The sequence below is a fragment of the Microcoleus sp. D3_18_C2 genome (assembly GCF_036702395.1).
Classification (GTDB): Bacteria; Cyanobacteriota; Cyanobacteriia; order Cyanobacteriales; family Microcoleaceae; genus Microcoleus.
The window spans coordinates 1-20780 of sequence record NZ_JAUBTG010000008.1; the positions used below are offsets into that span (position 1 = coordinate 1).

The following is a 20780-nucleotide window of genomic DNA, read 5'->3' on the forward strand; positions in this document are numbered from 1 at the left end:
TTTCCTATTTTATTTATAAAATACGGGAATAATGCAGATTGAGATTTACCGTTGGGTGGGGGCGGGTTTATTTAGATTATGAATTACCGTCAGAGATTTGTGGTGAACCCGCCCCTACGATACAAATCAAATTATTTCCTATTTTATTTATAAAATACGGGAATAATGCAGATTGAGATTTACCGTTGGGTGGGGGCGGGTTTATTTAGATTATGAATTACAGTCAGAGATAGTTGGTGAACCTGCCCCTACCAGGTTTTATTGATTATTGCACCTCAATTTCTTCACAAACCAATTCAGCAATTTTTTTCGCCGCCCCCGATTCTCCTCGAACCGCACGCAAACGATCGCCCATTTGTGCTAATTTATCAGGATGGCTCAAATAGTCGATCGCCAATTGAGCAATTACTTCCGGTTCCAGCTTCCCAATCAACTCCGGCACAATCTCTTCCTGTGCCCAAATATTCGGCCAAGCATAAAGCTTTCCCTTTCCCAATTGCCAGATTAGCCAATTAATCGCCGTAGCAAAAACTGAACCGACTAACGGTAAATTTGCCAGCAATCCCGGCAAACCATCCCACGCTTTCATCGCATCCAATTGCTGCGTCGGAATCAAAACAATCATCGGTACAGCTAAGGAACCCAATTCCGCAGTATTCGCTCCCACAGTAGTTAAACACAGGCTGCATTCTGATAGCAAATCGTAGGCGGGCGTCTGCGTCCAAAGTTCTACTTGCAAGTTATTTTCTGTCTGCAAAAACGGCGTTTCTGTTAAATGAAGTTCGGCGCTAGCGTTCTCAAATAAATGCAGGCAAGGATTTTGTTTCGGATCGGCAAAACGTGCTAGAGTTTGCACATCTATCGTAGGAGCAACGGGAATTACAAAGCGAGTTTGAGGGCGAAGGCGATGGATGGATTGGGCGATCGACAAACATAACGGTACACCTAAAGCTAATTTAGCCGCTTTAGAACCGGGCAACAATCCAATTAATTCTATTTTCCGTAGGGGCGGTGCCCCCGTGCCAGCCCTGCCCGATTTCCCGTTCCCTACTTCCGCGATCAAATCTCCGACAACTGTAAATTTCTTAGCATATTTTTGGGGAATTTTAGCAAAAACTTGTGGTTTCATCGCCGCAAATTTATCAATCCAGCGATACCAGCGCGCGTCCCATTCAGCATAAATAACAGTGCGATATTTTAGCCTTTTTCCAATAACAACCGTAAAAAATTGATCGCCGCCTAAAAACAAAACAACTCCTGTTTCATACCAATCCCAATTTCCAGCAGTTTTGCCCGATAATAAGAATGGAAAAAAATGCTCCGGTGCTTGCACTCTGTCAACTTCTGGGTAGGAAGATGCGATTTGTGCTTCTTTCCCGGTGGCGTGCGGACAGGGGGACAGCACCACAGAGATTCGCGCTTGAGTGCCCGCGTTTGCCAATTGCTGGCGCAAAGCTTGCACGGCGGGACGCACCCAAGTTGCCAATTCTCCGGGGCCGTTGGAGAGGATTAAAATATCTACTGCCATAGGATTTAAGATTTGAAAGGATGCAAGGGAGAATTTATGACAAATTTAATTGATGCCGTCAAGACGGGTGATGTTGCCGCTGTAGAAAGTGCGATCGAACAGCGTGCAGATATCAATGCCAAAGATGAGGAAGGTGCGACGGCTTTGACAACTGCGGCTGAGGCTGGCAATTCGGCGATCGTCAAAAAATTGCTGGCGGTTGGTGCGGATGTCAACAGTCAGGATAATGACGGGTGGACGCCGTTAATGAGTGCCGCTGCTGCCGGACATACGGAGATTGTACAGCTTTTGCTGGAGGCGGGGGCGGATGTGAATGCTAAAACTAATTTTGGTTTGACGGCTTTGATGAGTGCTGCAGGTAGCGGGCGCACTCAAGTTGTGGAATTTTTAATCGATAAAGGAGCTGATATCAAAGCGTATGATAATAATACTTGGACTGCCTTAATTTGGGCGTCTTCCGAGGGTCACAAAGATGCGGTTGAGGTTTTGAAGCTAGCGCGCGATCGCCATTAGAACTATTGCCAAAATACAATGCACCCCACCCCAACCCTCCCCTTAGTAAGGGGAGGGGGCAAGATTATTCTTGTTTCCCCCCTTAATAAGGGGGGACTAAGGGGGGTGAATTTGACTTTTGCCAGATATAATAGATTAAAAACTTAGAAACCGGGTTTATTCGAGAAACCCGGTTTCTGGAGGGTACAATTAATGAATAAATTTGCCCTTTTCCTATCATGGTACTGTTCGATCGAGAAATGCGTTTGCCAACTAGCGCCGAACTTCCTTCTTCGGATGATACTCCTGTGGATAACGAAAATCAAAACTTTCTTCCCAACTTACTGTTATTCTTGCTCAAATTTCACTGGCTGCAGCGGAACGACTGGTTTTTTGCCGTGGATATGGGAGTTTATCACACGACGTGAGTAAGTCATCTGGTTCCAATCGTTCCTGACGGCTTCTTGAGTTTGGGTGTCGAAAGATTCAAAGGCGATACTTTGCGCCTTAGTTACGTCCTGTGGGAAGAAAATAATATTCCCCCGATTTTTGCCCTAGAGATTGTTTCTCAAACTTACGGCGGTGAATACGATAAAAAAATTGATATTTATGCCCGGTTGGGCGTGCTGTACTATGTGATTTACAATCCCTACTACTGGCGACGAGACCAACATCAACCGTTTGAAGTTTATCGTTTGGTAAATGGCGAGTACGAACAGCAAATTGGTGAACCTTTCTGGATGCCGGAAGTGGGTTTAGGCATTGGTCGAGGTCGTTACAGCGATGGGGAAACACCGTTGGAGGTTTTGTACTGGTTTGACGAACGAGGTAGTAGGTATTTGACGGCTGAAGAATTGGTAGATCAATATCGCGATCGCTTCGGCGAGTTGCCGGAATAGGCAAGTGCGATCGCCCATTTTTTGAAAGTGCGATCGTAGCAACAGCACACCAATGCCACCCCCGAATAGGTGCGATAATTCTATCCAATTAAAAGTGTTGCAAAAGGCGATTCTGGTAATAGATTCAACTTGAGATTTCCGCCACCTTCAATAACCGCGATCGTGTCAAAGCGACTAACTTGAGTAACTCCATTTTGAAAATCGGTTGGAAAGCCGTTCGTTTGGATAGCTAAATCTCGATTATTGTTGATCGGAACAATCAAGAATTGCTCTAAATCATACCCTGCTAGCTGGATGCTGTCCTGACCTTGGGTAAAGTTCCGAATAGTAGCAAAACCCGACCCGATGTAGAACTGTGCGATTCCGGCCGGGTTCCCCTTACTGCCTACTAAAGGTGTACCAAGTACAAATGTATCGCGGCCACTACCGCCAAGGAGAGTATCGAATTCATTGTTGCCGTCACTTTCATAATTTCTACCGGAACCAAAGCCATTACCTGTACCTAAACCTACTTCAACTCCAATTAATTCAACTTTCCCCATCCCGGAACCAGTCAGGATGTCATTCCCGGAAGTTCCGACAAAAGTAGCAGACCGATTTGGCTCGTTTTTGCCGAAATTGACGTAATGTTCGCGACCAGTTTTCAAGGCTCCCGATTCTACAAACGGCAGAATGTCGAGGTTTTTTTGTAAGTATTCCGGTTCCAATAAAGAAGTCCCAAACTGACCGTCTTTGATGCCGAATTCAATGAAATGCTGGTAGCCATTTTTAAAAGTTCCATTCTGAATAAACGGCTGCAACTGTCGGTTATTTGCTACATAAAACGCTTCGTCATACTCAGCGGATACGCGAGTGCGACCTTCTTCGTAACCGAACTGGATAAAGTGGTCTAGCCCGGTCGCAAAAGGCGCATTTGGGTTGTTGGGGGTGCGGACTAAGGCAGCGATGTCGGGGTTGCCCGCAAGGTAAGTAGCTTCGTCAAAATATCGCGATACTTTAGTTAAGCCCCCGGCTTGACCGAATTTTTCAAAGTGTTCTTTTCCAGATTGGATAACTCCTGCATCAATGGCTGGTTTCACCCAAGGATATTGAGCAAGGTAGTATTTTTCGTCAAAAATTGCGTAATTAGCCATGTTTTCCCACTGCGGCTTTAATGAGCTGTTTATGCAATTTATCAATAATCTGAAACTGAGACAATTACCTGATCGGGTGATTTTTTCCAAGTGTCAGTCAAATCTCATTTAAGCTCTATAAAGATGTCGTAATTCATCGTTGTTTATTGGAGAAAGTAAAGTGCGATCGCGGAATGCGAGTTGTTGGCATAGGAAAGTGCGATCGCACTCCCCAGCAGCAATCAGGCAAATCCTGAATACCTTCGATATTTCTACCCAAGTAAAGCTCTAAAAAAACTAGAGTCTGGTAATGGATTCAACTTGAGATTTCCGCCACCTTCAATAACAGCCAGCGTGTCAAAGCTACTAATTTCTGTAACTCCATTTTTAACGACGGGCAAGCCGTTGGTTTGAATAGCTAAATCTCGATTATTGTTAATGGGAAACACCAATAATTCCTCTAAGGAAGTCCTTACTAGCTGAATATTATCCTGACCTTGGGTAAAGTTCCGAATTGTCGCAAAACCCGGCCCGATGTAGAACTGTTGGAGGTTCGACAAGCCCCCCATCGTGCCTAGTGGCAACTCTGACAAGTCGCCGAGCACGAATGTATCGCGACCGCTACCGCCAATTAGAGTATCGAATTCATTGCTGCCGTCACTTTCATACCGTCGAAGGCCCCTAGGGGCTTCTACTTCAACTCCAATTAATTCGACCTTCCCCACCCCTAAACCAGTGAGGATGTCATTGCCGGAAGTTCCGACAAAAGTCACCGGCCGACCGGTCGGATCGAATTGCCCAACCTTGAAATAGTATTCGCGAGGGGTTTTCAAGGTTCCAGATATGATCAGCCCAGCGGCCTCGTTATTGAAGAATTGTGGTTCAAAGAAAGAAGTAGGCAACCGACCGTCTTTTACCCCGAATTGAATGAAATGCTGGTAGCCATTTTTAAACGTTCCATTCTGAATAAACGGCTGCAAATCTCGGTTAGTTGCTACATAAAACGCTTCGTCATACTCAGGCGATACGCGAGTGCGACCTTCTTCGTAACCGTATTGGATAAAGTGATCTAAGCCTGTAGCAAAAGGCGCATTTGGATTGTTAGGAGTGCGGACAAAGGGTTTAAGGTCTGGATTTCCCTCAAGGTAAGTTTCTTCGTCAAAATACCGCGAGATTTTTGTGAGGCCGGCGGCTTGACCAAATTTTTCAAAGTGTTCTCTTCCAGATTTGATGATGCCTGCATCAATGGCTGGTTTCAGCCACGGATATTGCGAAAGGTAGTATTGTTCGTCGAAGATATCGTAATTCATAGTTGGCTGTTTAAAGTAAAGTGCGATCGTACTTTTTTATAAAACCATCGCCCACCACCAATAAAAAATCATTAATCATCAGCCTGAGCTAATGACTAATGACCAATGACTAATGACCAGTGACCAATGACTATCCAATCAAGAAAGTACCATTACCGTTAGATTCTTGGAAGCTTAAACCCAAGCTTGCTCCTCCTTCAATCACGCCTAGCACGTCTCCAAAACGCTGGATTGACAAATTGCTACCAACCGGAGTCAGGCTGTAGCCGTTTAAAGAAGTTCCTTGCAGTTGGATAAAATCGCTTTCTATGTCGAAGTTGCGAATGGTAGCTTGACCGTTACCCAAATACAGCGGTGTCGGGGTGACATTCCCGGCTGTAGCAGGAACTCCGAGTACGAATCTATCAGCTCCCGGACCACCAATCAGGACATCGAATTCATTTGTGCCAAAGCTTTCATACTGCCGATTGCCTTGGGGATCAATACCTACTTCCACTCCCACAAGTTCGACATCGCCCACGCCCACACCAGTTAAAACATCGTTGGTACGGGTGCCGACAAAAGTCGCGTCGCGGGCAGGCTCAAATTGTCCAAAATTGAAAAAGTGTTCGCGCCCTGTTTTCAAGTTTCCAGAGTTGACAAACGGCACGATGTCGGGGTTTTCTTTTAAGTATTCCGGTTCAAAAAATGAAGTCCCAAACCGACCTTCTTTTGCCCCGAATTGAATGAAATGGTCGAAGCCTGATTTGAAAGTTCCGTTTTGAACGAACGGTTGGAGTTCAGAGTTGTTTGTTAAATAAAAGCTTTCGTTGTATTCGGGTGATACTTGGGCGCGGCGCTGTCCTTCATCGTAACCGAACTGGATAAAGTGATCGAGGCCTGTAGCAAAAGGTGCGTTTGGGTTGACTGTGCGGACAAAGGCTGCGAGGTCTTGATTCCCAGCAAGGTAAGCATTTTCGTCAAAATAACGCGATACTTTGGTTAGACCGCCGGCTTGACCAAATTTTTCAAAGTGTTCTCTCCCAGATGAGATGACTCCGGCGTCAATGGCTGGTTTGACCCAAGGATATGAAGCCAGGTAGAATTGTTCGTCGAAAATTGCGTAGTTAGCCATGTTTTCCCCCTAAAGTTTTGATGAGTTTGATCGTGAATATTCATTAGTTTTCGATGAACTGGAGCGCCGATCAGGAATTTACACCAAACGGACGTTATAAAATGGTTTTAAGTTCCTGGTATAATATCACTTTTTGTGACTCAGCAATTATCCGAAGGCTACATTATGCCTTCAAAAATTATACCTTTTTCCCCTCAGTTAATTGCTCTATCGCAAGTGTGATCACTTCTACAAAAGTGGGAACTTTTTTCAGGATTTTTTTCTCAATTTTTTGTTAATTTTAAATTATTTTTATCCTAATAATTAATCGTATACATATAATTACAATAAAGTCAAGTAAACTTTTGTAAATAAAAATTGGAGTATTTGCTCAAGGAATTTATAAAAAAATGTAACGAAAATTTGACCTAAATTTGTCGAATTGTGTCATGTGCAGGCTCAAATCGCCTAATGGCAAGCGTTTTCTGGTAAAAATGCTTATGGGATAAAAAAATTCCCGATTCCCGAAAACAGCATCTTAAAGGAGCCTAACCGGATGTTCACTCACGTCAAGCCCACCATTCGCCACGTTGTGCCGGAAAACTTGCAGGGGCGATCGCTCATGAAGGTGGTCTATGTCGTACTGGAACCGCAGTATCAAAGCGCCCTGTCGGCAGCGGTTCGATCGATAAACCAGAAAAATCCGAATTTGGCAATAGAAATCAGCGGCTACCTGATCGAGGAACTCCGCAGCCCGGAAAATTACGAGGCCTTCAAGCGGGATGTGGCGGATGCCAATGTATTTATTGCTTCTCTAATTTTCATCGAAGATTTGGCAGAAAAAGTTGTAGCGGCGGTGGAACCGCTGCGCGACAGCTTGGATGTCGCCGTCGTCTTCCCGTCGATGCCAGGGGTGATGCGACTCAATAAAATGGGCAGTTTCTCGATGGCACAGTTGGGACAAAGCAAAAGTGCGATCGGCGAATTCATGAAAAAACGGAAGGAAAAATCCGGGAGTTCCTTCCAAGACGGAATGCTGAAACTGCTGCAAACTTTGCCGAAAGTGCTGAAATATTTGCCCATCGACAAAGCCCAAGATGCCCGCAACTTCATGCTGAGTTTCCAGTATTGGCTGGGAGGTTCCCAAGAAAACTTGGAAAACTTCTTGCTGATGCTGTCACATAAATATGTCTTCAAAGGCCAGTCACAGCCGACTTTCCAAGAACCTGTTGTCTACCCAGACATGGGAATTTGGCATCCTTTGGCATCGTCGATGTTTGAAGATGTAAAAGCATATCTGACTTGGTTTAATGCCCGTACAGATATTTCTGCGGATCTCAAAGATCCCCTCGCACCCTGCATTGGTTTAGTGTTGCAACGCACTCACTTAGTCACAGGTGATGACGCGCACTATGTAGCAATGGTGCAGGAATTGGAGGCAATGGGGGCGCGGGTGGTGCCGATTTTTGCCGGCGGTTTGGACTTCTCGAAACCTGTGGAAACTTTTTTCTTGGAAGTCGGGGCAAAAGGTGTGACACCTCTGCCGATTGTTGATGCGGTGGTTTCTCTGACTGGTTTTGCTTTGGTGGGCGGCCCGGCGAAACAAGATCACCCGAAGGCGATCGAATCTTTGAAAAAATTAAATTGCCCTTACATGGTGGCTTTGCCGCTGGTTTTCCAAACGACGGAAGAATGGGAAGATAGCGATTTAGGCTTGCACCCGATTCAAGTTGCTTTGCAAGTTGCGATTCCTGAGTTGGATGGTGCGATCGAACCGATTATTGTGTCGGGACGTGATGGCGCAACTGGCAAGGCGATCGCCCTGCAAGATCGAATTGAAGCAATTTCCCAGCGCGCCATGAAATGGGCAATGCTGCGCCGCAAACCAAAATTAGATAAGAAAGTTGCGATCACAGTTTTCAGTTTTCCTCCAGATAAAGGCAACGTCGGAACAGCAGCTTACTTGGACGTTTTCGGCTCGATTTACGAAGTATTGAAAGCCTTAAAAGGTAATGGTTACGACTTGCCAGAATTGCCGGATTCCGCCGAAAAACTGATGCAAGAAGTCATCCATGACGCAACAGCCCAATACCAAAGTCCCGAATTAAATATTGCTTACCGGATGTCCGTAGCTGAATACGAAGAATTCACTCCTTACTCGGAACGGTTGCAAGAAAATTGGGGGCCGCCTCCGGGACATTTGAACAGCGACGGACAAAATTTGCTGATTTTTGGCAAACATTTTGGCAATGTGTTTATCGGAGTGCAACCTACTTTTGGATACGAAGGCGATCCGATGCGGTTGTTATTCTCTCGTTCTGCTAGCCCGCACCACGGTTTTGCTGCTTACTATACATATTTGGAGCGCATTTGGGGTGCGGATGCGGTGCTGCACTTTGGCACTCATGGTTCGCTAGAATTCATGCCCGGTAAGCAGATGGGAATGTCTGTCGATTGTTATCCTGACAGTTTGATCGGCAAGATTCCTAACCTCTATTATTACGCTGCTAATAATCCGAGTGAGGCAACAATTGCTAAGCGCCGCAGTTATGCTGAAACAATCAGTTATCTGACTCCTCCGGCTGAAAATGCTGGGTTGTACAAAGGTTTGCAGGAACTCAGCGAGTTAATTGCTTCTTATCAAACTTTGAAAGAGACTGGGCGCGGTGTGCCGATTGTGGATGCGATCGTCGAAAAATGCCGTTTGGTGAATTTGGATAAGGATATCGCGTTACCTCCCGAACAAGAACGAGGGGTTGCTGCGGATATGACTGCCGAGGAACGGGATAATTTAGTTGGCTTGGTTTACCGCAAGTTGATGGAGATTGAGTCGCGGTTGTTACCTTGCGGTTTGCACGTGATCGGTAAGCCGCCGACTGCTGAAGAGGCGATCGCAACTTTGGTTAACATTGCCAATTTAGACCGGGAAGAAGACGGATTAATCAGTTTGTCGCGGATTATTGCTCAAAGTCTCGATCGCAATATTGACGAGATATACACCAACAACGACAAAGGCATTTTAGCAGATGTTGAATTGTTACAAAACATCACCTTAGCCTGTCGGGATGCTGTTGGCGCTTTGGTGAAGGAACAAACCGATGCTGAGGGTCGAGTTTCGCTGGTTTCCAAGTTGAATTTCTTCAACATGGGCAAGAAAACACCTTGGATTGAAGCCTTGCACGCAGCGGGTTACAAAAAGGTCGATCCAGAACTGATTAAACCGCTGTTTGAGTATCTAGAATTCTGCTTGCAGCAAGTTTGCGCCGATAACGAATTGGGCGCATTATTGCGCGCCCTAGAAGGCGAATACATTATCCCTGGCCCAGGCGGCGATCCGATTCGCAACCCGGATGTTTTGCCGACTGGGAAGAATATGCACGCTTTGGACCCGCAGTCAATCCCCACCACAGGGGCGATTAAGTCTGCTAAGGTTGTAGTCGATCGGCTGTTAGAAAGACAGCGCGTTGATAACGGCGGAAATTACCCAGAAACCATCGCCGTTGTGTTGTGGGGAACCGACAACATCAAGACTTACGGCGAATCCCTCGCCCAAGTAATGTGGATGGTGGGAGTGAAGCCAGTTCCCGACGCTTTGGGCCGGGTAAACAAACTCGAATTGCTTTCTTTAGAAGAGTTGGGACGCCCTCGGATCGACGTAGTAATTAACTGTTCTGGCGTATTCCGCGACTTGTTCATTAACCAAATGAATTTGTTAGATAAAGCCGTGAAAATGGCAGCGGAAGCCGACGAACCGTTAGAAATGAATTTCGTCCGCAAACACGCATTGAAGCAAGCGGAAGAAATGGGAATCAACCTGCGACAAGCAGCAACCCGCGTATTTTCCAATGCCTCTGGTTCCTATTCATCTAACGTCAACTTGGCGGTGGAAAACAGCACTTGGGAAAGCGAAGCCGAGTTGCAGGAAATGTACTTAACTCGCAAATCCTTCGCCTTTTCTTCCGACAATCCCGGAACAATGGAACAAGACCGGAAGATTTTTGAATCATCCTTGAAAACTGCGGAAGTCACCTTCCAGAACTTGGATTCTGCGGAGATTTCGCTAACCGACGTGTCGCACTATTTCGACTCCGATCCGACTAAATTGATCGGCAGTTTGCGCGCAGATGGGAAGAAACCGGCTTCCTTTGTTGCTGATACAACCACAGCCAACGCGCAGGTGCGGACGCTATCAGAAACCGTGCGTTTAGATTCGCGGACTAAGCTGCTGAATCCGAAGTGGTACGAGGGGATGTTGTCCCACGGCTATGAAGGCGTGCGGGAGATTTCTAAGCGTTTGGTGAATACGACTGGATGGAGTGCGACGGCGGGCGCTGTGGATAATTGGGTGTATGAGGATGTCAACACTACGTTTATCCAAGATGAGGAGATGCAGAAGCGTTTGCTTAACTTAAATCCTCATTCGTTCCGCAAGATTGTCAGCACTTTGCTTGAGGTGAATGGCCGGGGTTATTGGGAGACTTCGGAGAATAATTTGGACAGGTTGCGTGAGTTGTATCAGGAGGTGGAAGACCGGATTGAGGGGGTAGAATAAACCTCCTAATTTCGGACGCTCGCCTTTAATCTGTAGGGACACAGCATTGCTGTGTCCTTATATTTTTGGGAGGGTTTTGATGAGTAGGAAGCGATCGCCCTCAAGACTGACTTGATATGTTACCATCGTTAATAAAGGTCGTTTAGCCACGAGAAAATACCGCTATGACTACCCTCACCCTCAACCTCAATCCAATTATTAAGCTAACAGACGATCAGTTTTTTCAACTCTGTCAGGAGAATGAAAATATTAGATTGGAACGCACAGCGAAAGGAGAATTAATTATCATGTCACCAGCAGGAGGAGAGACGGGAAACAGCAATGCAGGATTAACAGCACAGATTTGGATTTGGAATGAGTCACATAAATTGGGTAAAGTGTTTGATTCCTCAACCGGATTCAAACTTCCCAATGGGGCCGATCGCTCTCCTGACGCTTCTTGGGTAAAATTAGAACGCTGGAATGCACTAACTTCTGAACAACAAAAGAAATTTCCCCCCCTTTGTCCTGATTTTGTCGTTGAGTTAATGTCTCCCAGCGATAGTTTGAAAGAAACTCAGGATAAGATGAAAGAATATCGAGATAACGGTGCTGTTTTAGGTTGGTTAATTAATCGCAAATCGCGGCAAGTAGAAATTTACCGTCTGAATCAAGAAGTTGAAGTGCTAGAATCTCCAGCAAATGTATCAGGTGAAGATGTTCTCCCCGGATTTATTTTGAATCTTGAATCAATCTGGTAATGTACGCGCGTGCGAAGCTATCCTGCAGGGAATCGCACCTGTCCAATGTTCAATAGAGTAAAATAGAGTTAAAGTTCTCGTGGAGTATTTGCAATGGTTCAAACCCTGGCGTACAGTAAAGAAGAGCTTGCAGGTTCTCACCTGGTTTTACATGATATCAGTTGGGAAACCTACGAACACTTGTTAGAAATATTTGCGGAACGTTCAACGCCGCGCATGACTTACTACCAAGGGACTTTAGAACTAATGGTACCTTCACCAGAACATGAGAGGTATAGCTGGACTCTCTGTCGGCTAATTGTAGCGCTGTCTGAGGAAATTGGGATTGAAATTATGGGATTAAAATCATCTACTTGGCGTTCGGAACCCAAAAAAGCTGGTAACGAAGCTGATGAATGTTTTTATATCCAAAATGAAGCTTTAATGCGGGGAAAGTTAACTATCGATCTCAAAAATGACCCGCCGCCAGACTTAGCTGTGGAAATGGATTTGACTAGCTCATCTATCAATAAAATGGCGGTTTATGCGGAACTTAAAGTGCCGGAGGTTTGGATTTGGAAGAAGGGGAAACTAATAATTAATATTTTAAATGATACGGGTTATGTCGAGTCGGAAACCAGTTTGGCATTTGGCTCGTTTCCTGTCAAAGAACTGGCACAGTTTATGCACCTAGACTCAGACAAGGGAGAGAATGCGAGAATTAGAGAGTTTCGGGAATGGGTGCGATCGCACTTACAGCATATTCCAGGTTTGTGAAGTACACCTCAGAAACCGGGTTTCTTTACAGTTCTAGCCTTTAAACTGATTCTGTTCAAGAAACCCGGTTTCTCTGTACTACACATATATGGAATATGCTGTAAATTAAATCCGGGTTTGTTACCTCGACATCTTGCACCATTTTTAATAACCTGTAGGGGCGGGTTCGCCAATAGCCTGAAAGATTGCAGACAGATTAAATAAACCCGCCCTCGTCCCCTACTCCCCACGAATAACCCTGTCTGGTAAAATAAAGACGGCGGTTGAAACCGCTTCTACACCAACAAAGTCCGGATGGTGCGCGGACTAAGAATACTGAGTTTTCACATACTGTTTCACCACTGAATTCAAACTAAACAAAGTTATCTCTTCCTGTTCCTGCGTATCTAATAAAAACCGATTTCCAAGAGATCGCACTGCATTTACTATTTCTGACGGCGAAAATGGTATTTTGTTGAAAATTTGCGACACAGCAACGGGTTCAAGTTGATTAGCCAGGTGAACCATCACTGCTAACTCTGCCGCAGTCAAACGCCCAAAAGGTTGAGATAACTGAGATTGCAACCCTTCATCTAAAATCGGCATCTCGCAGTGCAAAAATTCAGAAACTCTCCCCCCAAATAACTCTTGAATCAGCGTTGCAGTGAACTCCAACCACAGAGGATTGCCTTGATAAATGTCAATCAAAGTTGACCATGTTTCCTCATCGAATAACTTTTGGGAGTTCAAAATTTCTTTAGCTGCTTCTCCCAAACTTCCCAATACAAAACATCGCACGGGATGATGATCTTTTGATAATCTGGCAATTTCTCTGGGTTTTTCCCAACTATTCAATATCAAACTACTTTGATGACAGACTTCGGCAATTAGTTTAAAAAATAACTGATAATCTTCATATCCAGTTTTATATTGTCCCGCTAGTTGCCCGCTGCCGAAAAGCATCTGTACGTCATCGAGGACAATCAGACAGCGGTTTTTTCGCAGGTAATCGAGGATTTGGGCAATTTTGGTTTCGATGCTTTGGGGAATTTCTGATTGTTGGGAAAAGATTTGCAGCAGGTTGGTGAGGGTTGGATCGAGGGTGGGGGAAAAGCGGAGGCTGCGATAGATGACGTAATCGAATTGGGTTTTGATGCGATCGATCAGGCTTAGGGAGAGGGTTGTTTTGCCGATGCCGCTAATACCTAAAATGGTAATGAGGCGAATCTCTTGATTAATTACCCAATCTTTGAGAGTAGAGAGTTCGTTATTTCGGCTGTAAAAATAGGGAAATTTAGGGGCGTTATTGAGGTGAAGTTTAGGGCTAAATATTTTTTGCTTTGAGGGTGAGTTATTTTTGGGATGATTAGTTTTGTTACAGACGCTAATGTTATTAGTAACCCCTACAATACCACTAACAATTACACCAGAAACTTGATTAAAATTTGTTTTTTCTAAAATAGCTTTAACGTTAGCTTTTCTAACCTTTTCTCCTAATAACTCAGACAAAAGTTTCCATAAATCAGAAGCGGTATCACCGACATGACTTTCACTATATCCAGATTTGATAGCAATTTCAGAATAAGTTTTATCTTGTAAAGTACCTTCTAAAACAGATTTTTGTATAAAATCCAGATGTGACCCTGTTTTCTCAAAAAGTAGCTCATCTAAAATATCAACAACCTGGGCTATGTTCATAAATTAAAAAGATGTGATAATTTTAGTCATTATATCATAAGTTTCCTAAGTTTCCTAAGTTTCCTAATTTAATTGTCATTATTAAGTCCCGAAGTTTCCTAAACAGGTACTTGGTTGATGTAGTTTAGAATATTTTAAAACGTATGTATCTTACCACACAGGAGTTTTTTAAATGAAAATTAAAACTTTTGTAATATTAGGTTCCCTGTTTGCCAGTTTGGGATTTTTTTCAGCAACAACAGTATTAGCTCAAGGCAAAATTGTAAATTATCAAGGGAAACAATATCTTGTACTACCAAAAAGTGAAGAACTAGGACCAAGTGTGCGCTGTAGCCGTGATGGTGAAAGCTGCTATTCTTTAGGTATAGTTGATTGCAACGAAACGGCGTGTATATATGGATTGTCTCTGATCACTACGAGAACTATATTTCATAACCCTATCCATGCAGATGCTTGCTGGCGTGTCGGTTCTACCTATGAATACATCCTTGCAACCAGTGGTGTTGACTGTAGAATATATGGAGTGTCTAATCGAGTAATTCAAGAAAAAATGAGGCAGGGAGAAGATACTAAAAGAAGATTAGATGATGCTTATCGAAGGCTTCGAGAATTAAGCAATTAATCAGGTGACTTTGCACTAAATTACCTTCAGATTCAATAGGGTGATCCGTCCCTCAAACTAAACGTAGATTGATGTTTGCGTAGTTCAAATAAAATCACAGGCGATCGCCCTGATTTTCCCAAAGTGCGATCGCCCTTATCTTCCCAAAGTGCGATCGCCCTTATTTTCCCAAAGTACGATCGCCCATCTCTTCCTCAAGTGCAATTAAACTTGACCAGGCAAATCCAACGCAATTAATAAAGCTTGATTCAGCAGAAGTATTGCTTCATCACTAAGCATTCCTCGTAAACTCAATAAACGAGATTTAGATAATACCCGTACTTGATCTGCCATAGCGATAGAATCATTGGTTAATCCACCGTCGGGAGCTTTAATTAATACCTGAGTGGGATAAACTCGTTTACCAGTTTGATAAGTAGTGCAGGGAATAGCCAAAACTACAGGGCTATATGTATTGATTGTAGCTCGACTAACGATGATAACAGGACGGGTTCCTCCTTGTTCAGAACCCTCAACAGGTTCAAGTCTAGCATCATAGACTTCTCCCCGGTTCATACAGGAGATTCTCCCAATTGCAACGCTTCCCAACTCGCTACCGCAAACTCAGCCTCCATCTGTAGCACTTGAGCTTGATACTCTGGATCTTGTACCATTTCAATCAGTGCTGCATCAATTTCCGATCGTTTACCCTGAGTTTGGGTTGTTACCCGATCGCGCATCAATGCTGACAATACTTCTAAAAGCTGCTGTTGCTCGTCAGGAGTGAGATTTTGAGCCTGACTCAGTACCTCGCTATAAGTAGACATAGGCTTTATGTTGAGATTTTTTGGCTGATTGTTATTATAGCAATTTAGGATCGAGGGAAGTGCGATCGCCCTTATTTTCCCAAAGTGCGATCGCCCTTATCTTCCTCAAGTCCGATCGCCCTTTTCTTTCCAACACCAAACTAATTAACACCCTATCTAAGCGGTTTTCTAAACCGATGTCCATCAGGTTCTACAACCACAAATGCCCCTTTTAGTTCTACTTCAGAGTAATTTTCTATAACTCCTCCTAGTTCCTTATGAACTTCATTTAACGCAAGCACGCCCGAATATCATCCATTTCCAGATCGGGATAGTAGTCTCGGATAATTTCTCCAAAAGAAAGCCCTTCATTTAGTAATTCGAGAACGCTCTGTACAGTAATGCGCGTACCCATTATGCAAGGCTTACCGAAGTGAATTTGAGGGTTGACGGAGATTCTGTCCATTTTGACCACGCAGCTCTATGTCTCTTCTATTTTAAGTCATCAGGTAGGCGATCGCAACCTGTATTTTTTCACCAGTGGCATTATTTACCAATCAGCCGATCGTACTCTGCGTGCGTACCAATCCAAAACCACAAAATACCTGTTTTAATTTCAATACCCAACGCCCGATAAGCTTGTCCGGCCCTTACAGACCAATAATTACCAACCTTCTTAAAATGCAGAGAAGGATGAGACGGATCTGCCTTCAGCAACTCATAACACTGATCTGCTGTAGCTTGTACACTTGATGGCAAAGCATTGTAACAATCCCAAAACTTTCTCCTTCGTATAGTGCATTAAATCGCTCGATAATTACCACTCTCACAATCTGCGATCGCTTCTGCTGCTAAAGCATCCAGTTTACCCTCAGCAATATCTTTCTCTAACTGAACATCCCATCGTTGGTAATCCAAATTTAGAAACCACTCTAACAACTCTCCAATCTTGTTGGGCGGAAGTTGGAGAATCGCATTTTCTATCTGTTCAAGAGTCAACATAGGCTATCTTAACTTACACTAAAGTTCGTTGATTTTTTTGCTGGTTATTTATTATATCTCAATTCGGGATTCGGGGAAAAGCGATCGCCCTTATCTTCCCAAAGTACGATCGCCCTTATTTGTAAACATCCCCCCTAGAATTAATCGCAGTCACAACATATACTTGGTTTTCCCTGTCTTCTACAAAAAGTATCCGATATTTACCCACTCGCAGCCTTAATTCAGGACGACCTTTAAGTTGCTTAATGTCAAGCCCTCTATCGTCACTTACTAAAGTATCTAAAGCATTGACAATTCGTACTTGGTCATCCGGTTGCATTCGCGATAAATAGCGTTCTGCTGCTTTCAGGAGAATGTAGTCAGTCAATTTTTTTCTCCAAATAGCTTCAATTTGAGTTCTTGGGAGGATATCCCCCGATCGCGACCAGCTTGGTAATCTTGCCAAGCAGCCTCGCTCTCTGCTATTTCTTCTGCTGAAATTACTTCATCATCTTCGGCAACTTCTTCCCGTAACTGAATCATCTTTTTCAAGTCTTCTAATAACCGCAGTTGGTCTGCAAGCGTGAGGCTTTTAACTTGATTCAGTACCTTGCTATAAGTAAACATAGACTTGGTTGTAAGAGTTTTTGCTTGCTCTCTATTATATCTCCATTTAAAATTATGGAAAAAGCGATCGCCCTTTTATTCCCAAAGTTCGATCGCTCTTATACTATCTTGCACAATTTGTTAGCTGTTGCGAATTCACCTCAAAGGCGATCGCAAACTCCGCTTGCGGCAGCAATCTTTTGATAATCCGCAAGTGTTCCTCGGCATCGTTTCGGCGGCGAAAACGCGCCACAGTCAGGCGTTGCAGGTTGGGCAGGTGGCGGTAAATCACCCACGGGTAAAGTTGTTGTTTGTAGTTCATCCTAGTTCTGCAATAGATTGCGGACAAAATGAGACACTAGAAAGGCAGGACAAGTTAACCCCTAACTAGCTTTTAGTGGTTTGTCCTCTCTTAGTTACTTTAACGCCATTATGACGCGCCATTAATTGTATGTCAATATGACGCGCCAAATTTTATGAAAAAAGACAGAAGGCCTCAAGATAGTGATTCACCAATAGAGACGCTGAGAATTGAGCGGACGCAGCTTTCTCAGGCGGAATTTGCGGTGCAGTGCGGTATCCCCTTGCGAACTTATCAGCGGTGGATTTCCGGCGAAACAGAAGCAAAACCAACGCCTCGGCAGTGGAAAACCATGATGCGATTGCTACAAATTGAATCAGCCCTGGAAATTCCCGATGATTTCGGACCGATCGCTGTGAAGGAAAATGAAGATTAGAAAACCATCGCTTTCTGGGCGATCGTACCCGGTATTATGACAAAGCGAAGACAACCTCAAGAAGAAGCTGGCGAATCACCGCTGAAAAAGCTCAGAGATGAGTTAGGAATGTCCCAAGAAGAATTTGCTAGGCAAATTGGGACATCGGTACGCACTGTGAGTCGCTGGGAAGCCGGAGATAACGTGCCGACATTCACAATTGCCCAGATGAAAGCTTTGGCAAATTTTTTGCGATCGCGCGGGTTAACTCTTGATGACCACGAATTTCAAAGGTGGTACCCGCCACGTGATTTATCCGTGGAATCAATCCAAAATCTCAAACTTGTGCTGAGCGAAGTCGAAGTATCGAAAATCAGAAGAGCCCCCGCATTTATCCGTGGGGTCGCCTCTAAAATCTAAAATCTAAAATCTAAAATCGATTGACTTGCCCGATCGCTTTGGCCCGCCTGAGTGAGTATCCGATCGCCCTTTATGCTATCCTATAAGTATATACGCTTTGTATATACAGTTTTAGGCACTTTGAATATGACTATCTCGCCCAAACGACTTGAAGAATTAGAAAATATTCCAGAATCTGCGATCGATACATCTGATATTTCTGAATTAGATGCGAGTTTCTGGTCACAAACAAAACAGGTAAAACCACTGACCAAACAAGCTATTTCTTTAAGAGTTGATAGCGATGTATTAGATTGGTTTAAAAGCCAAGGAAAAGGCTATCAATCTCTAATGAACGCTGTGCTGCGCTCTTATGTTGAACATCACGTAAAAAGCAGTGAATAAATAAATGTGCGATCGCCCTGATCTTCCCAAAGTGCGATCGCCCATCTTTCTTAAACCTCAAACGGGTTAATCAGTGTGAGTTCAGCAATCCACAGAAAATCCCCTATATTTCTTGTTACTAAAGTTCTGTCATATACCAAAGCCGTTGCCGCAATAATAGCATCCCCAAGTGTCATGCTCCTTATCTCTCGCAACAGCACTGCGCGATCGAGTACAGTGTTAGAAATTGGTACAACCTCCACCACACCAAAGAATTCCTCAAAGTACAATCTATACTCTTCAGTTAGCCGATGATAACCCAAGACTTCAAGGTAACTTATTGCCGACACAATTATGTCATTTTCGCCAATAAAATGCCTAATCTGCGAGTTTTCTGGCTGGGAAGCGTAGATAATAATATTACTGTCTAGCAACATTCATTATTCATCCCTACCTGGAAGTGGACGGTCTTGACGCAAATCTCGCTGCCATTCCACTGGATCGCTAATATCAGCAAATACATTGTTTGCTGCAATTTTTTCCAATACTTCAACTATTCTATGACGGCGAAACTCCGCACTTAAAGTCGATCTATCTTCTTGTAAAGTAACGTAAACTCTGACAGGCCTATCGCCCTGTGTTGGAACCTCATTAACCCATTCTAAAAGGTTTCCCTTTAATATAGCCTCAAATATTCGCTGCATAGCTAATATCAACTATTCTTTATTTTTAATATTATAACAATTTTGAGCATTAAAGCTACCTGTTTGATTATACCAGATAGTCTGAAATTTTGGTCCTGCGGCCCTGATTTTCCCTGCAGTGCGATCGCCCTGAACTTCCCCTGCATTGCGATTTAGTTTTGAGGAATAATGTTGCCAGTAACTTTAATGTGATCACCTACGCTTCAAGCTCAGCACGCTGAGAAAAAAGCTCGACAAAACCATCTGCAAACCGACAGTCAGGCAAGTGAGCGAGGGAATAACCAAACGCAGAGTTTTAGAAGGGTCGAGAGTACCAAAAGCCGTTTCGCTCCAGATAGTTAATGACAAGAACGAGCCAACTATTCCGATTAAAATCAGCGTGACTCCGACAATCAATCCTGTCTCTAGGGTGACATAGCGAAATATTTTGTTTAGTTTGGGGTCTTCGGGCAGGAATTTCTCGCTGATGGCGAAAACTTTGGTGAAAAAAGCGAAAGTTACTGCTTGAAAACCGATGATAATTGCGATCGCACCATAAAGCAGCGTGTGTACATCAAAGCTGATACTCCCAATCTTTTGAGTACCGGGTAACAGCCAAATGCTAACAATTAGACCCCAAATCATCAGCGCAGTACCCGGATACAAAAACAGCCACCGAGGACTGTAAAGCAGCAAAAATCGCAGGTGCCGCCAGCCATCTCGCCAAGTTCTCAAGTGCGGCGGCCGGCTGCGGCCGTCGGGAGAAAGTACGGTTGGAACTTCAGTTATCCGCAGCTTGTATACAGAGGCCTTGACCACCATTTCGCTAGCAAATTCCATCCCCGTTGTTTGCAAGTCGAGTTTCAAAATTGAGTCTCTCCTAAAACCCCTGAGTCCGCAGTGAAAATCGCCGACGGGACTTGCAAAAAATAGCCGCCCAACCCATGTCAGCACCGGATTTCCTAAATATTTGTGCAGCGGCGGCATTGCACCCGGTTTGATGCCCCCTTGAAAGCGGTTTCCCATCACTAAGTCGAAACCTTCTCGCAATTTGTTGACAAAAAAGCCGAGGTTGGAAAAATTGTAGCTGTCGTCAGCATCGCCCATGATAATATAAACTCCGCGCGCTGCAATGATGCCTCCCATCAGGGCGCTGCCGTAGCCTTTGGCTGCTACGGGCACGACTCTCGCTCCCATTCTGGTAGCGATAGCTTGAGAACCGTCAGTGCTGCCGTTGTCTGCTATGATGACCTCGCCTGCAATATCAAGTTCGCGCAGGGACTTCTGTGCCTTCTCGATGCAGATTTCTAAAGTTTCTGCTTCGTTCAGACAAGGCATGACTATCGATAGTTCTAGAGTGTATTCTCCGCTTGGGTTGGTCTGCTCTGCCATATATTTGTTCGACTCTCGATCGCGATCGACCATACTTGATTTTCCCGTATCTC

The 20780-nt window shown here is 44.3% G+C and carries 28 protein-coding genes; 11 read left to right on the forward strand and 17 right to left on the reverse strand.

The window, feature by feature from the left end; all coding sequences use genetic code 11:
- Nucleotides 1–265 precede the first annotated feature (265 nt).
- The gene (locus QUA88_RS07570; protein WP_333271080.1) at nt 266–1528 is read right to left on the reverse strand and encodes a lipid-A-disaccharide synthase; all 1263 of its coding nucleotides are present in this window, start codon (nt 1526–1528) and stop codon (nt 266–268) included.
- Nucleotides 1529–1564: 36 nt separating this feature from the next.
- On the opposite strand from QUA88_RS07570, the gene QUA88_RS07575 reads away from it, so the two are divergent.
- The 3 genes from QUA88_RS07575 to QUA88_RS07585 all read left to right on the forward strand — a co-directional run bounded on the left by QUA88_RS07575 (nt 1565) and on the right by QUA88_RS07585 (nt 2919).
- Nucleotides 1565–2041: an ankyrin repeat domain-containing protein gene (locus tag QUA88_RS07575; protein WP_333054080.1), complete on the forward strand. Its 477-nt coding sequence runs from the start codon at nt 1565–1567 to the stop codon at nt 2039–2041.
- Between the two features lie 218 nt (nt 2042–2259).
- Nucleotides 2260–2448: a hypothetical protein gene (locus tag QUA88_RS07580; RefSeq protein ID WP_333054079.1), complete on the forward strand. Its 189-nt coding sequence runs from the start codon at nt 2260–2262 to the stop codon at nt 2446–2448.
- 18 nt (nt 2449–2466) lie between these two features.
- Nucleotides 2467–2919 carry a Uma2 family endonuclease gene (locus tag QUA88_RS07585; RefSeq protein WP_333212365.1) on the forward strand — a complete coding sequence of 151 codons (453 nt, stop codon included), beginning with the start codon at nt 2467–2469 and terminating at the stop codon, nt 2917–2919.
- A gap of 80 nt (nt 2920–2999) precedes the next feature.
- On the opposite strand, the gene QUA88_RS07590 is transcribed toward QUA88_RS07585, so the two are convergent.
- The 3 genes from QUA88_RS07590 to QUA88_RS07600 form a co-directional block, all read right to left on the reverse strand.
- Entirely contained in the window at nt 3000–4052 is a 1053-nt protein-coding gene (locus QUA88_RS07590; protein ID WP_333054078.1) for a calcium-binding protein, read from the reverse strand.
- A gap of 251 nt (nt 4053–4303) precedes the next feature.
- Entirely contained in the window at nt 4304–5341 is a 1038-nt protein-coding gene (locus tag QUA88_RS07595) for a calcium-binding protein (RefSeq protein WP_333271085.1), read from the reverse strand.
- A gap of 130 nt (nt 5342–5471) precedes the next feature.
- Nucleotides 5472–6455 carry a calcium-binding protein gene (locus QUA88_RS07600; protein ID WP_333054076.1) on the reverse strand — a complete coding sequence of 328 codons (984 nt, stop codon included), beginning with the start codon at nt 6453–6455 and terminating at the stop codon, nt 5472–5474.
- Between the two features lie 535 nt (nt 6456–6990).
- On the opposite strand from QUA88_RS07600, the gene QUA88_RS07605 reads away from it, so the two are divergent.
- The 3 genes from QUA88_RS07605 to QUA88_RS07615 all read left to right on the forward strand — a co-directional run bounded on the left by QUA88_RS07605 (nt 6991) and on the right by QUA88_RS07615 (nt 12482).
- Entirely contained in the window at nt 6991–10986 is a 3996-nt protein-coding gene (locus tag QUA88_RS07605) for a magnesium chelatase subunit H (protein WP_333271088.1), read from the forward strand.
- 164 nt (nt 10987–11150) lie between these two features.
- Entirely contained in the window at nt 11151–11726 is a 576-nt protein-coding gene (locus QUA88_RS07610; protein ID WP_333199755.1) for a Uma2 family endonuclease, read from the forward strand.
- Between the two features lie 93 nt (nt 11727–11819).
- On the forward strand, nt 11820–12482 hold the full coding sequence (locus QUA88_RS07615) for a Uma2 family endonuclease (RefSeq protein ID WP_333271091.1): 663 nt from the start codon (nt 11820–11822) through the stop codon (nt 12480–12482).
- Nucleotides 12483–12788: 306 nt separating this feature from the next.
- On the opposite strand, the gene QUA88_RS07620 is transcribed toward QUA88_RS07615, so the two are convergent.
- On the reverse strand, nt 12789–14159 hold the full coding sequence (locus tag QUA88_RS07620; RefSeq protein ID WP_333271094.1) for an NB-ARC domain-containing protein: 1371 nt from the start codon (nt 14157–14159) through the stop codon (nt 12789–12791).
- 172 nt (nt 14160–14331) lie between these two features.
- Between QUA88_RS07620 and QUA88_RS07625 the strand changes: the two genes are divergently transcribed.
- Both QUA88_RS07625 and QUA88_RS07630 read left to right on the forward strand, forming a co-directional pair.
- Nucleotides 14332–14781: a hypothetical protein gene (locus tag QUA88_RS07625; RefSeq protein WP_333212331.1), complete on the forward strand. Its 450-nt coding sequence runs from the start codon at nt 14332–14334 to the stop codon at nt 14779–14781.
- Nucleotides 14782–14856: 75 nt separating this feature from the next.
- Nucleotides 14857–15018, forward strand: a complete 162-nt coding sequence (locus tag QUA88_RS07630; protein ID WP_333212333.1) for a hypothetical protein — start codon at nt 14857–14859, stop codon at nt 15016–15018.
- On the opposite strand, the gene QUA88_RS07635 is transcribed toward QUA88_RS07630, so the two are convergent.
- The 9 genes from QUA88_RS07635 to QUA88_RS07675 all read right to left on the reverse strand — a co-directional run bounded on the left by QUA88_RS07635 (nt 14986) and on the right by QUA88_RS07675 (nt 17475).
- Nucleotides 14986–15336 carry a type II toxin-antitoxin system PemK/MazF family toxin gene (locus QUA88_RS07635; protein ID WP_190739752.1) on the reverse strand — a complete coding sequence of 117 codons (351 nt, stop codon included), beginning with the start codon at nt 15334–15336 and terminating at the stop codon, nt 14986–14988. The two genes, QUA88_RS07630 and QUA88_RS07635, sit on opposite strands and share 33 nt — an antisense overlap.
- Nucleotides 15333–15587 carry a hypothetical protein gene (locus QUA88_RS07640; protein ID WP_333212335.1) on the reverse strand — a complete coding sequence of 85 codons (255 nt, stop codon included), beginning with the start codon at nt 15585–15587 and terminating at the stop codon, nt 15333–15335. Before QUA88_RS07640 ends, QUA88_RS07635 begins: the two co-directional genes overlap by 4 nt.
- 34 nt (nt 15588–15621) lie before the next feature.
- Complete coding sequence (locus tag QUA88_RS07645; protein ID WP_333212337.1) at nt 15622–15771, reverse strand: hypothetical protein; 150 nt, start codon at nt 15769–15771, stop codon at nt 15622–15624.
- 84 nt (nt 15772–15855) lie between these two features.
- A complete protein-coding gene (locus QUA88_RS07650) occupies nt 15856–16032 on the reverse strand; it encodes a DUF433 domain-containing protein (RefSeq protein WP_333212339.1) in 177 nt (58 codons plus the stop codon).
- An 80-nt stretch (nt 16033–16112) separates the two neighbouring features.
- On the reverse strand, nt 16113–16325 hold the full coding sequence (locus QUA88_RS07655) for a ParE family toxin-like protein (RefSeq protein ID WP_333212341.1): 213 nt from the start codon (nt 16323–16325) through the stop codon (nt 16113–16115).
- 42 nt (nt 16326–16367) lie between these two features.
- Nucleotides 16368–16568 carry a hypothetical protein gene (locus QUA88_RS07660; protein ID WP_333212343.1) on the reverse strand — a complete coding sequence of 67 codons (201 nt, stop codon included), beginning with the start codon at nt 16566–16568 and terminating at the stop codon, nt 16368–16370.
- Between the two features lie 115 nt (nt 16569–16683).
- Nucleotides 16684–16935 (reverse strand): type II toxin-antitoxin system RelE/ParE family toxin, encoded by a 252-nt coding sequence (locus tag QUA88_RS07665; protein WP_333234005.1) that lies wholly within the window; start codon nt 16933–16935, stop codon nt 16684–16686.
- A complete protein-coding gene (locus tag QUA88_RS07670) occupies nt 16932–17174 on the reverse strand; it encodes a hypothetical protein (RefSeq protein WP_333234004.1) in 243 nt (80 codons plus the stop codon). Before QUA88_RS07670 ends, QUA88_RS07665 begins: the two co-directional genes overlap by 4 nt.
- Nucleotides 17175–17277: 103 nt before the next feature.
- Nucleotides 17278–17475, reverse strand: coding sequence for a hypothetical protein (locus QUA88_RS07675; RefSeq protein WP_333212349.1), 198 nt, complete (start codon nt 17473–17475; stop codon nt 17278–17280).
- Between the two features lie 154 nt (nt 17476–17629).
- On the opposite strand from QUA88_RS07675, the gene QUA88_RS07680 reads away from it, so the two are divergent.
- From QUA88_RS07680 to QUA88_RS07690, 3 genes are all read left to right on the forward strand, one after another.
- Nucleotides 17630–17890 (forward strand): helix-turn-helix domain-containing protein, encoded by a 261-nt coding sequence (locus QUA88_RS07680; RefSeq protein WP_333112273.1) that lies wholly within the window; start codon nt 17630–17632, stop codon nt 17888–17890.
- 36 nt (nt 17891–17926) lie between these two features.
- Entirely contained in the window at nt 17927–18289 is a 363-nt protein-coding gene (locus tag QUA88_RS07685; protein WP_333271101.1) for a helix-turn-helix transcriptional regulator, read from the forward strand.
- Nucleotides 18290–18415: 126 nt separating this feature from the next.
- Complete coding sequence (locus QUA88_RS07690) at nt 18416–18673, forward strand: BrnA antitoxin family protein (protein WP_333212354.1); 258 nt, start codon at nt 18416–18418, stop codon at nt 18671–18673.
- Between the two features lie 50 nt (nt 18674–18723).
- On the opposite strand, the gene QUA88_RS07695 is transcribed toward QUA88_RS07690, so the two are convergent.
- The 3 genes from QUA88_RS07695 to QUA88_RS07705 all read right to left on the reverse strand — a co-directional run bounded on the left by QUA88_RS07695 (nt 18724) and on the right by QUA88_RS07705 (nt 20760).
- The gene (locus tag QUA88_RS07695; protein ID WP_333212355.1) at nt 18724–19089 is read right to left on the reverse strand and encodes a type II toxin-antitoxin system VapC family toxin; all 366 of its coding nucleotides are present in this window, start codon (nt 19087–19089) and stop codon (nt 18724–18726) included.
- A 3-nt stretch (nt 19090–19092) separates the two neighbouring features.
- Nucleotides 19093–19356, reverse strand: coding sequence for a hypothetical protein (locus QUA88_RS07700; protein WP_333212357.1), 264 nt, complete (start codon nt 19354–19356; stop codon nt 19093–19095).
- A gap of 192 nt (nt 19357–19548) precedes the next feature.
- Complete coding sequence (locus QUA88_RS07705) at nt 19549–20760, reverse strand: glycosyltransferase family 2 protein (RefSeq protein ID WP_333212359.1); 1212 nt, start codon at nt 20758–20760, stop codon at nt 19549–19551.
- Between the last annotated feature and the right edge of the window lie 20 nt (nt 20761–20780).

Bases quoted from the DNA above. Each gene is read 5' to 3' on its own strand.
- QUA88_RS07570 (WP_333271080.1), bottom strand. From the start codon at position 1,528: ATGGCAGTAGATATTTTAATCCTCTCCAACGGCCCCGGAGAATTGGCA.
- QUA88_RS07575 (WP_333054080.1), top strand. From the start codon at position 1,565: ATGACAAATTTAATTGATGCCGTCAAGACGGGTGATGTTGCCGCTGTA.
- QUA88_RS07580 (WP_333054079.1), top strand. From the start codon at position 2,260: ATGGTACTGTTCGATCGAGAAATGCGTTTGCCAACTAGCGCCGAACTT.
- QUA88_RS07590 (WP_333054078.1), bottom strand. From the start codon at position 4,052: ATGGCTAATTACGCAATTTTTGACGAAAAATACTACCTTGCTCAATAT.
- QUA88_RS07595 (WP_333271085.1), bottom strand. From the start codon at position 5,341: ATGAATTACGATATCTTCGACGAACAATACTACCTTTCGCAATATCCG.
- QUA88_RS07600 (WP_333054076.1), bottom strand. From the start codon at position 6,455: ATGGCTAACTACGCAATTTTCGACGAACAATTCTACCTGGCTTCATAT.
- QUA88_RS07605 (WP_333271088.1), top strand. From the start codon at position 6,991: ATGTTCACTCACGTCAAGCCCACCATTCGCCACGTTGTGCCGGAAAAC.
- QUA88_RS07610 (WP_333199755.1), top strand. From the start codon at position 11,151: ATGACTACCCTCACCCTCAACCTCAATCCAATTATTAAGCTAACAGAC.
- QUA88_RS07615 (WP_333271091.1), top strand. From the start codon at position 11,820: ATGGTTCAAACCCTGGCGTACAGTAAAGAAGAGCTTGCAGGTTCTCAC.
- QUA88_RS07620 (WP_333271094.1), bottom strand. From the start codon at position 14,159: ATGAACATAGCCCAGGTTGTTGATATTTTAGATGAGCTACTTTTTGAG.
- QUA88_RS07625 (WP_333212331.1), top strand. From the start codon at position 14,332: ATGAAAATTAAAACTTTTGTAATATTAGGTTCCCTGTTTGCCAGTTTG.
- QUA88_RS07635 (WP_190739752.1), bottom strand. From the start codon at position 15,336: ATGAACCGGGGAGAAGTCTATGATGCTAGACTTGAACCTGTTGAGGGT.
- QUA88_RS07640 (WP_333212335.1), bottom strand. From the start codon at position 15,587: ATGTCTACTTATAGCGAGGTACTGAGTCAGGCTCAAAATCTCACTCCT.
- QUA88_RS07645 (WP_333212337.1), bottom strand. From the start codon at position 15,771: ATGGACATCGGTTTAGAAAACCGCTTAGATAGGGTGTTAATTAGTTTG.
- QUA88_RS07650 (WP_333212339.1), bottom strand. From the start codon at position 16,032: ATGGACAGAATCTCCGTCAACCCTCAAATTCACTTCGGTAAGCCTTGC.
- QUA88_RS07660 (WP_333212343.1), bottom strand. From the start codon at position 16,568: ATGTTGACTCTTGAACAGATAGAAAATGCGATTCTCCAACTTCCGCCC.
- QUA88_RS07670 (WP_333234004.1), bottom strand. From the start codon at position 17,174: ATGTTTACTTATAGCAAGGTACTGAATCAAGTTAAAAGCCTCACGCTT.
- QUA88_RS07675 (WP_333212349.1), bottom strand. From the start codon at position 17,475: ATGAACTACAAACAACAACTTTACCCGTGGGTGATTTACCGCCACCTG.
- QUA88_RS07680 (WP_333112273.1), top strand. From the start codon at position 17,630: ATGAAAAAAGACAGAAGGCCTCAAGATAGTGATTCACCAATAGAGACG.
- QUA88_RS07685 (WP_333271101.1), top strand. From the start codon at position 17,927: ATGACAAAGCGAAGACAACCTCAAGAAGAAGCTGGCGAATCACCGCTG.
- QUA88_RS07690 (WP_333212354.1), top strand. From the start codon at position 18,416: ATGACTATCTCGCCCAAACGACTTGAAGAATTAGAAAATATTCCAGAA.
- QUA88_RS07695 (WP_333212355.1), bottom strand. From the start codon at position 19,089: ATGTTGCTAGACAGTAATATTATTATCTACGCTTCCCAGCCAGAAAAC.
- QUA88_RS07700 (WP_333212357.1), bottom strand. From the start codon at position 19,356: ATGCAGCGAATATTTGAGGCTATATTAAAGGGAAACCTTTTAGAATGG.
- QUA88_RS07705 (WP_333212359.1), bottom strand. From the start codon at position 20,760: ATGGTCGATCGCGATCGAGAGTCGAACAAATATATGGCAGAGCAGACC.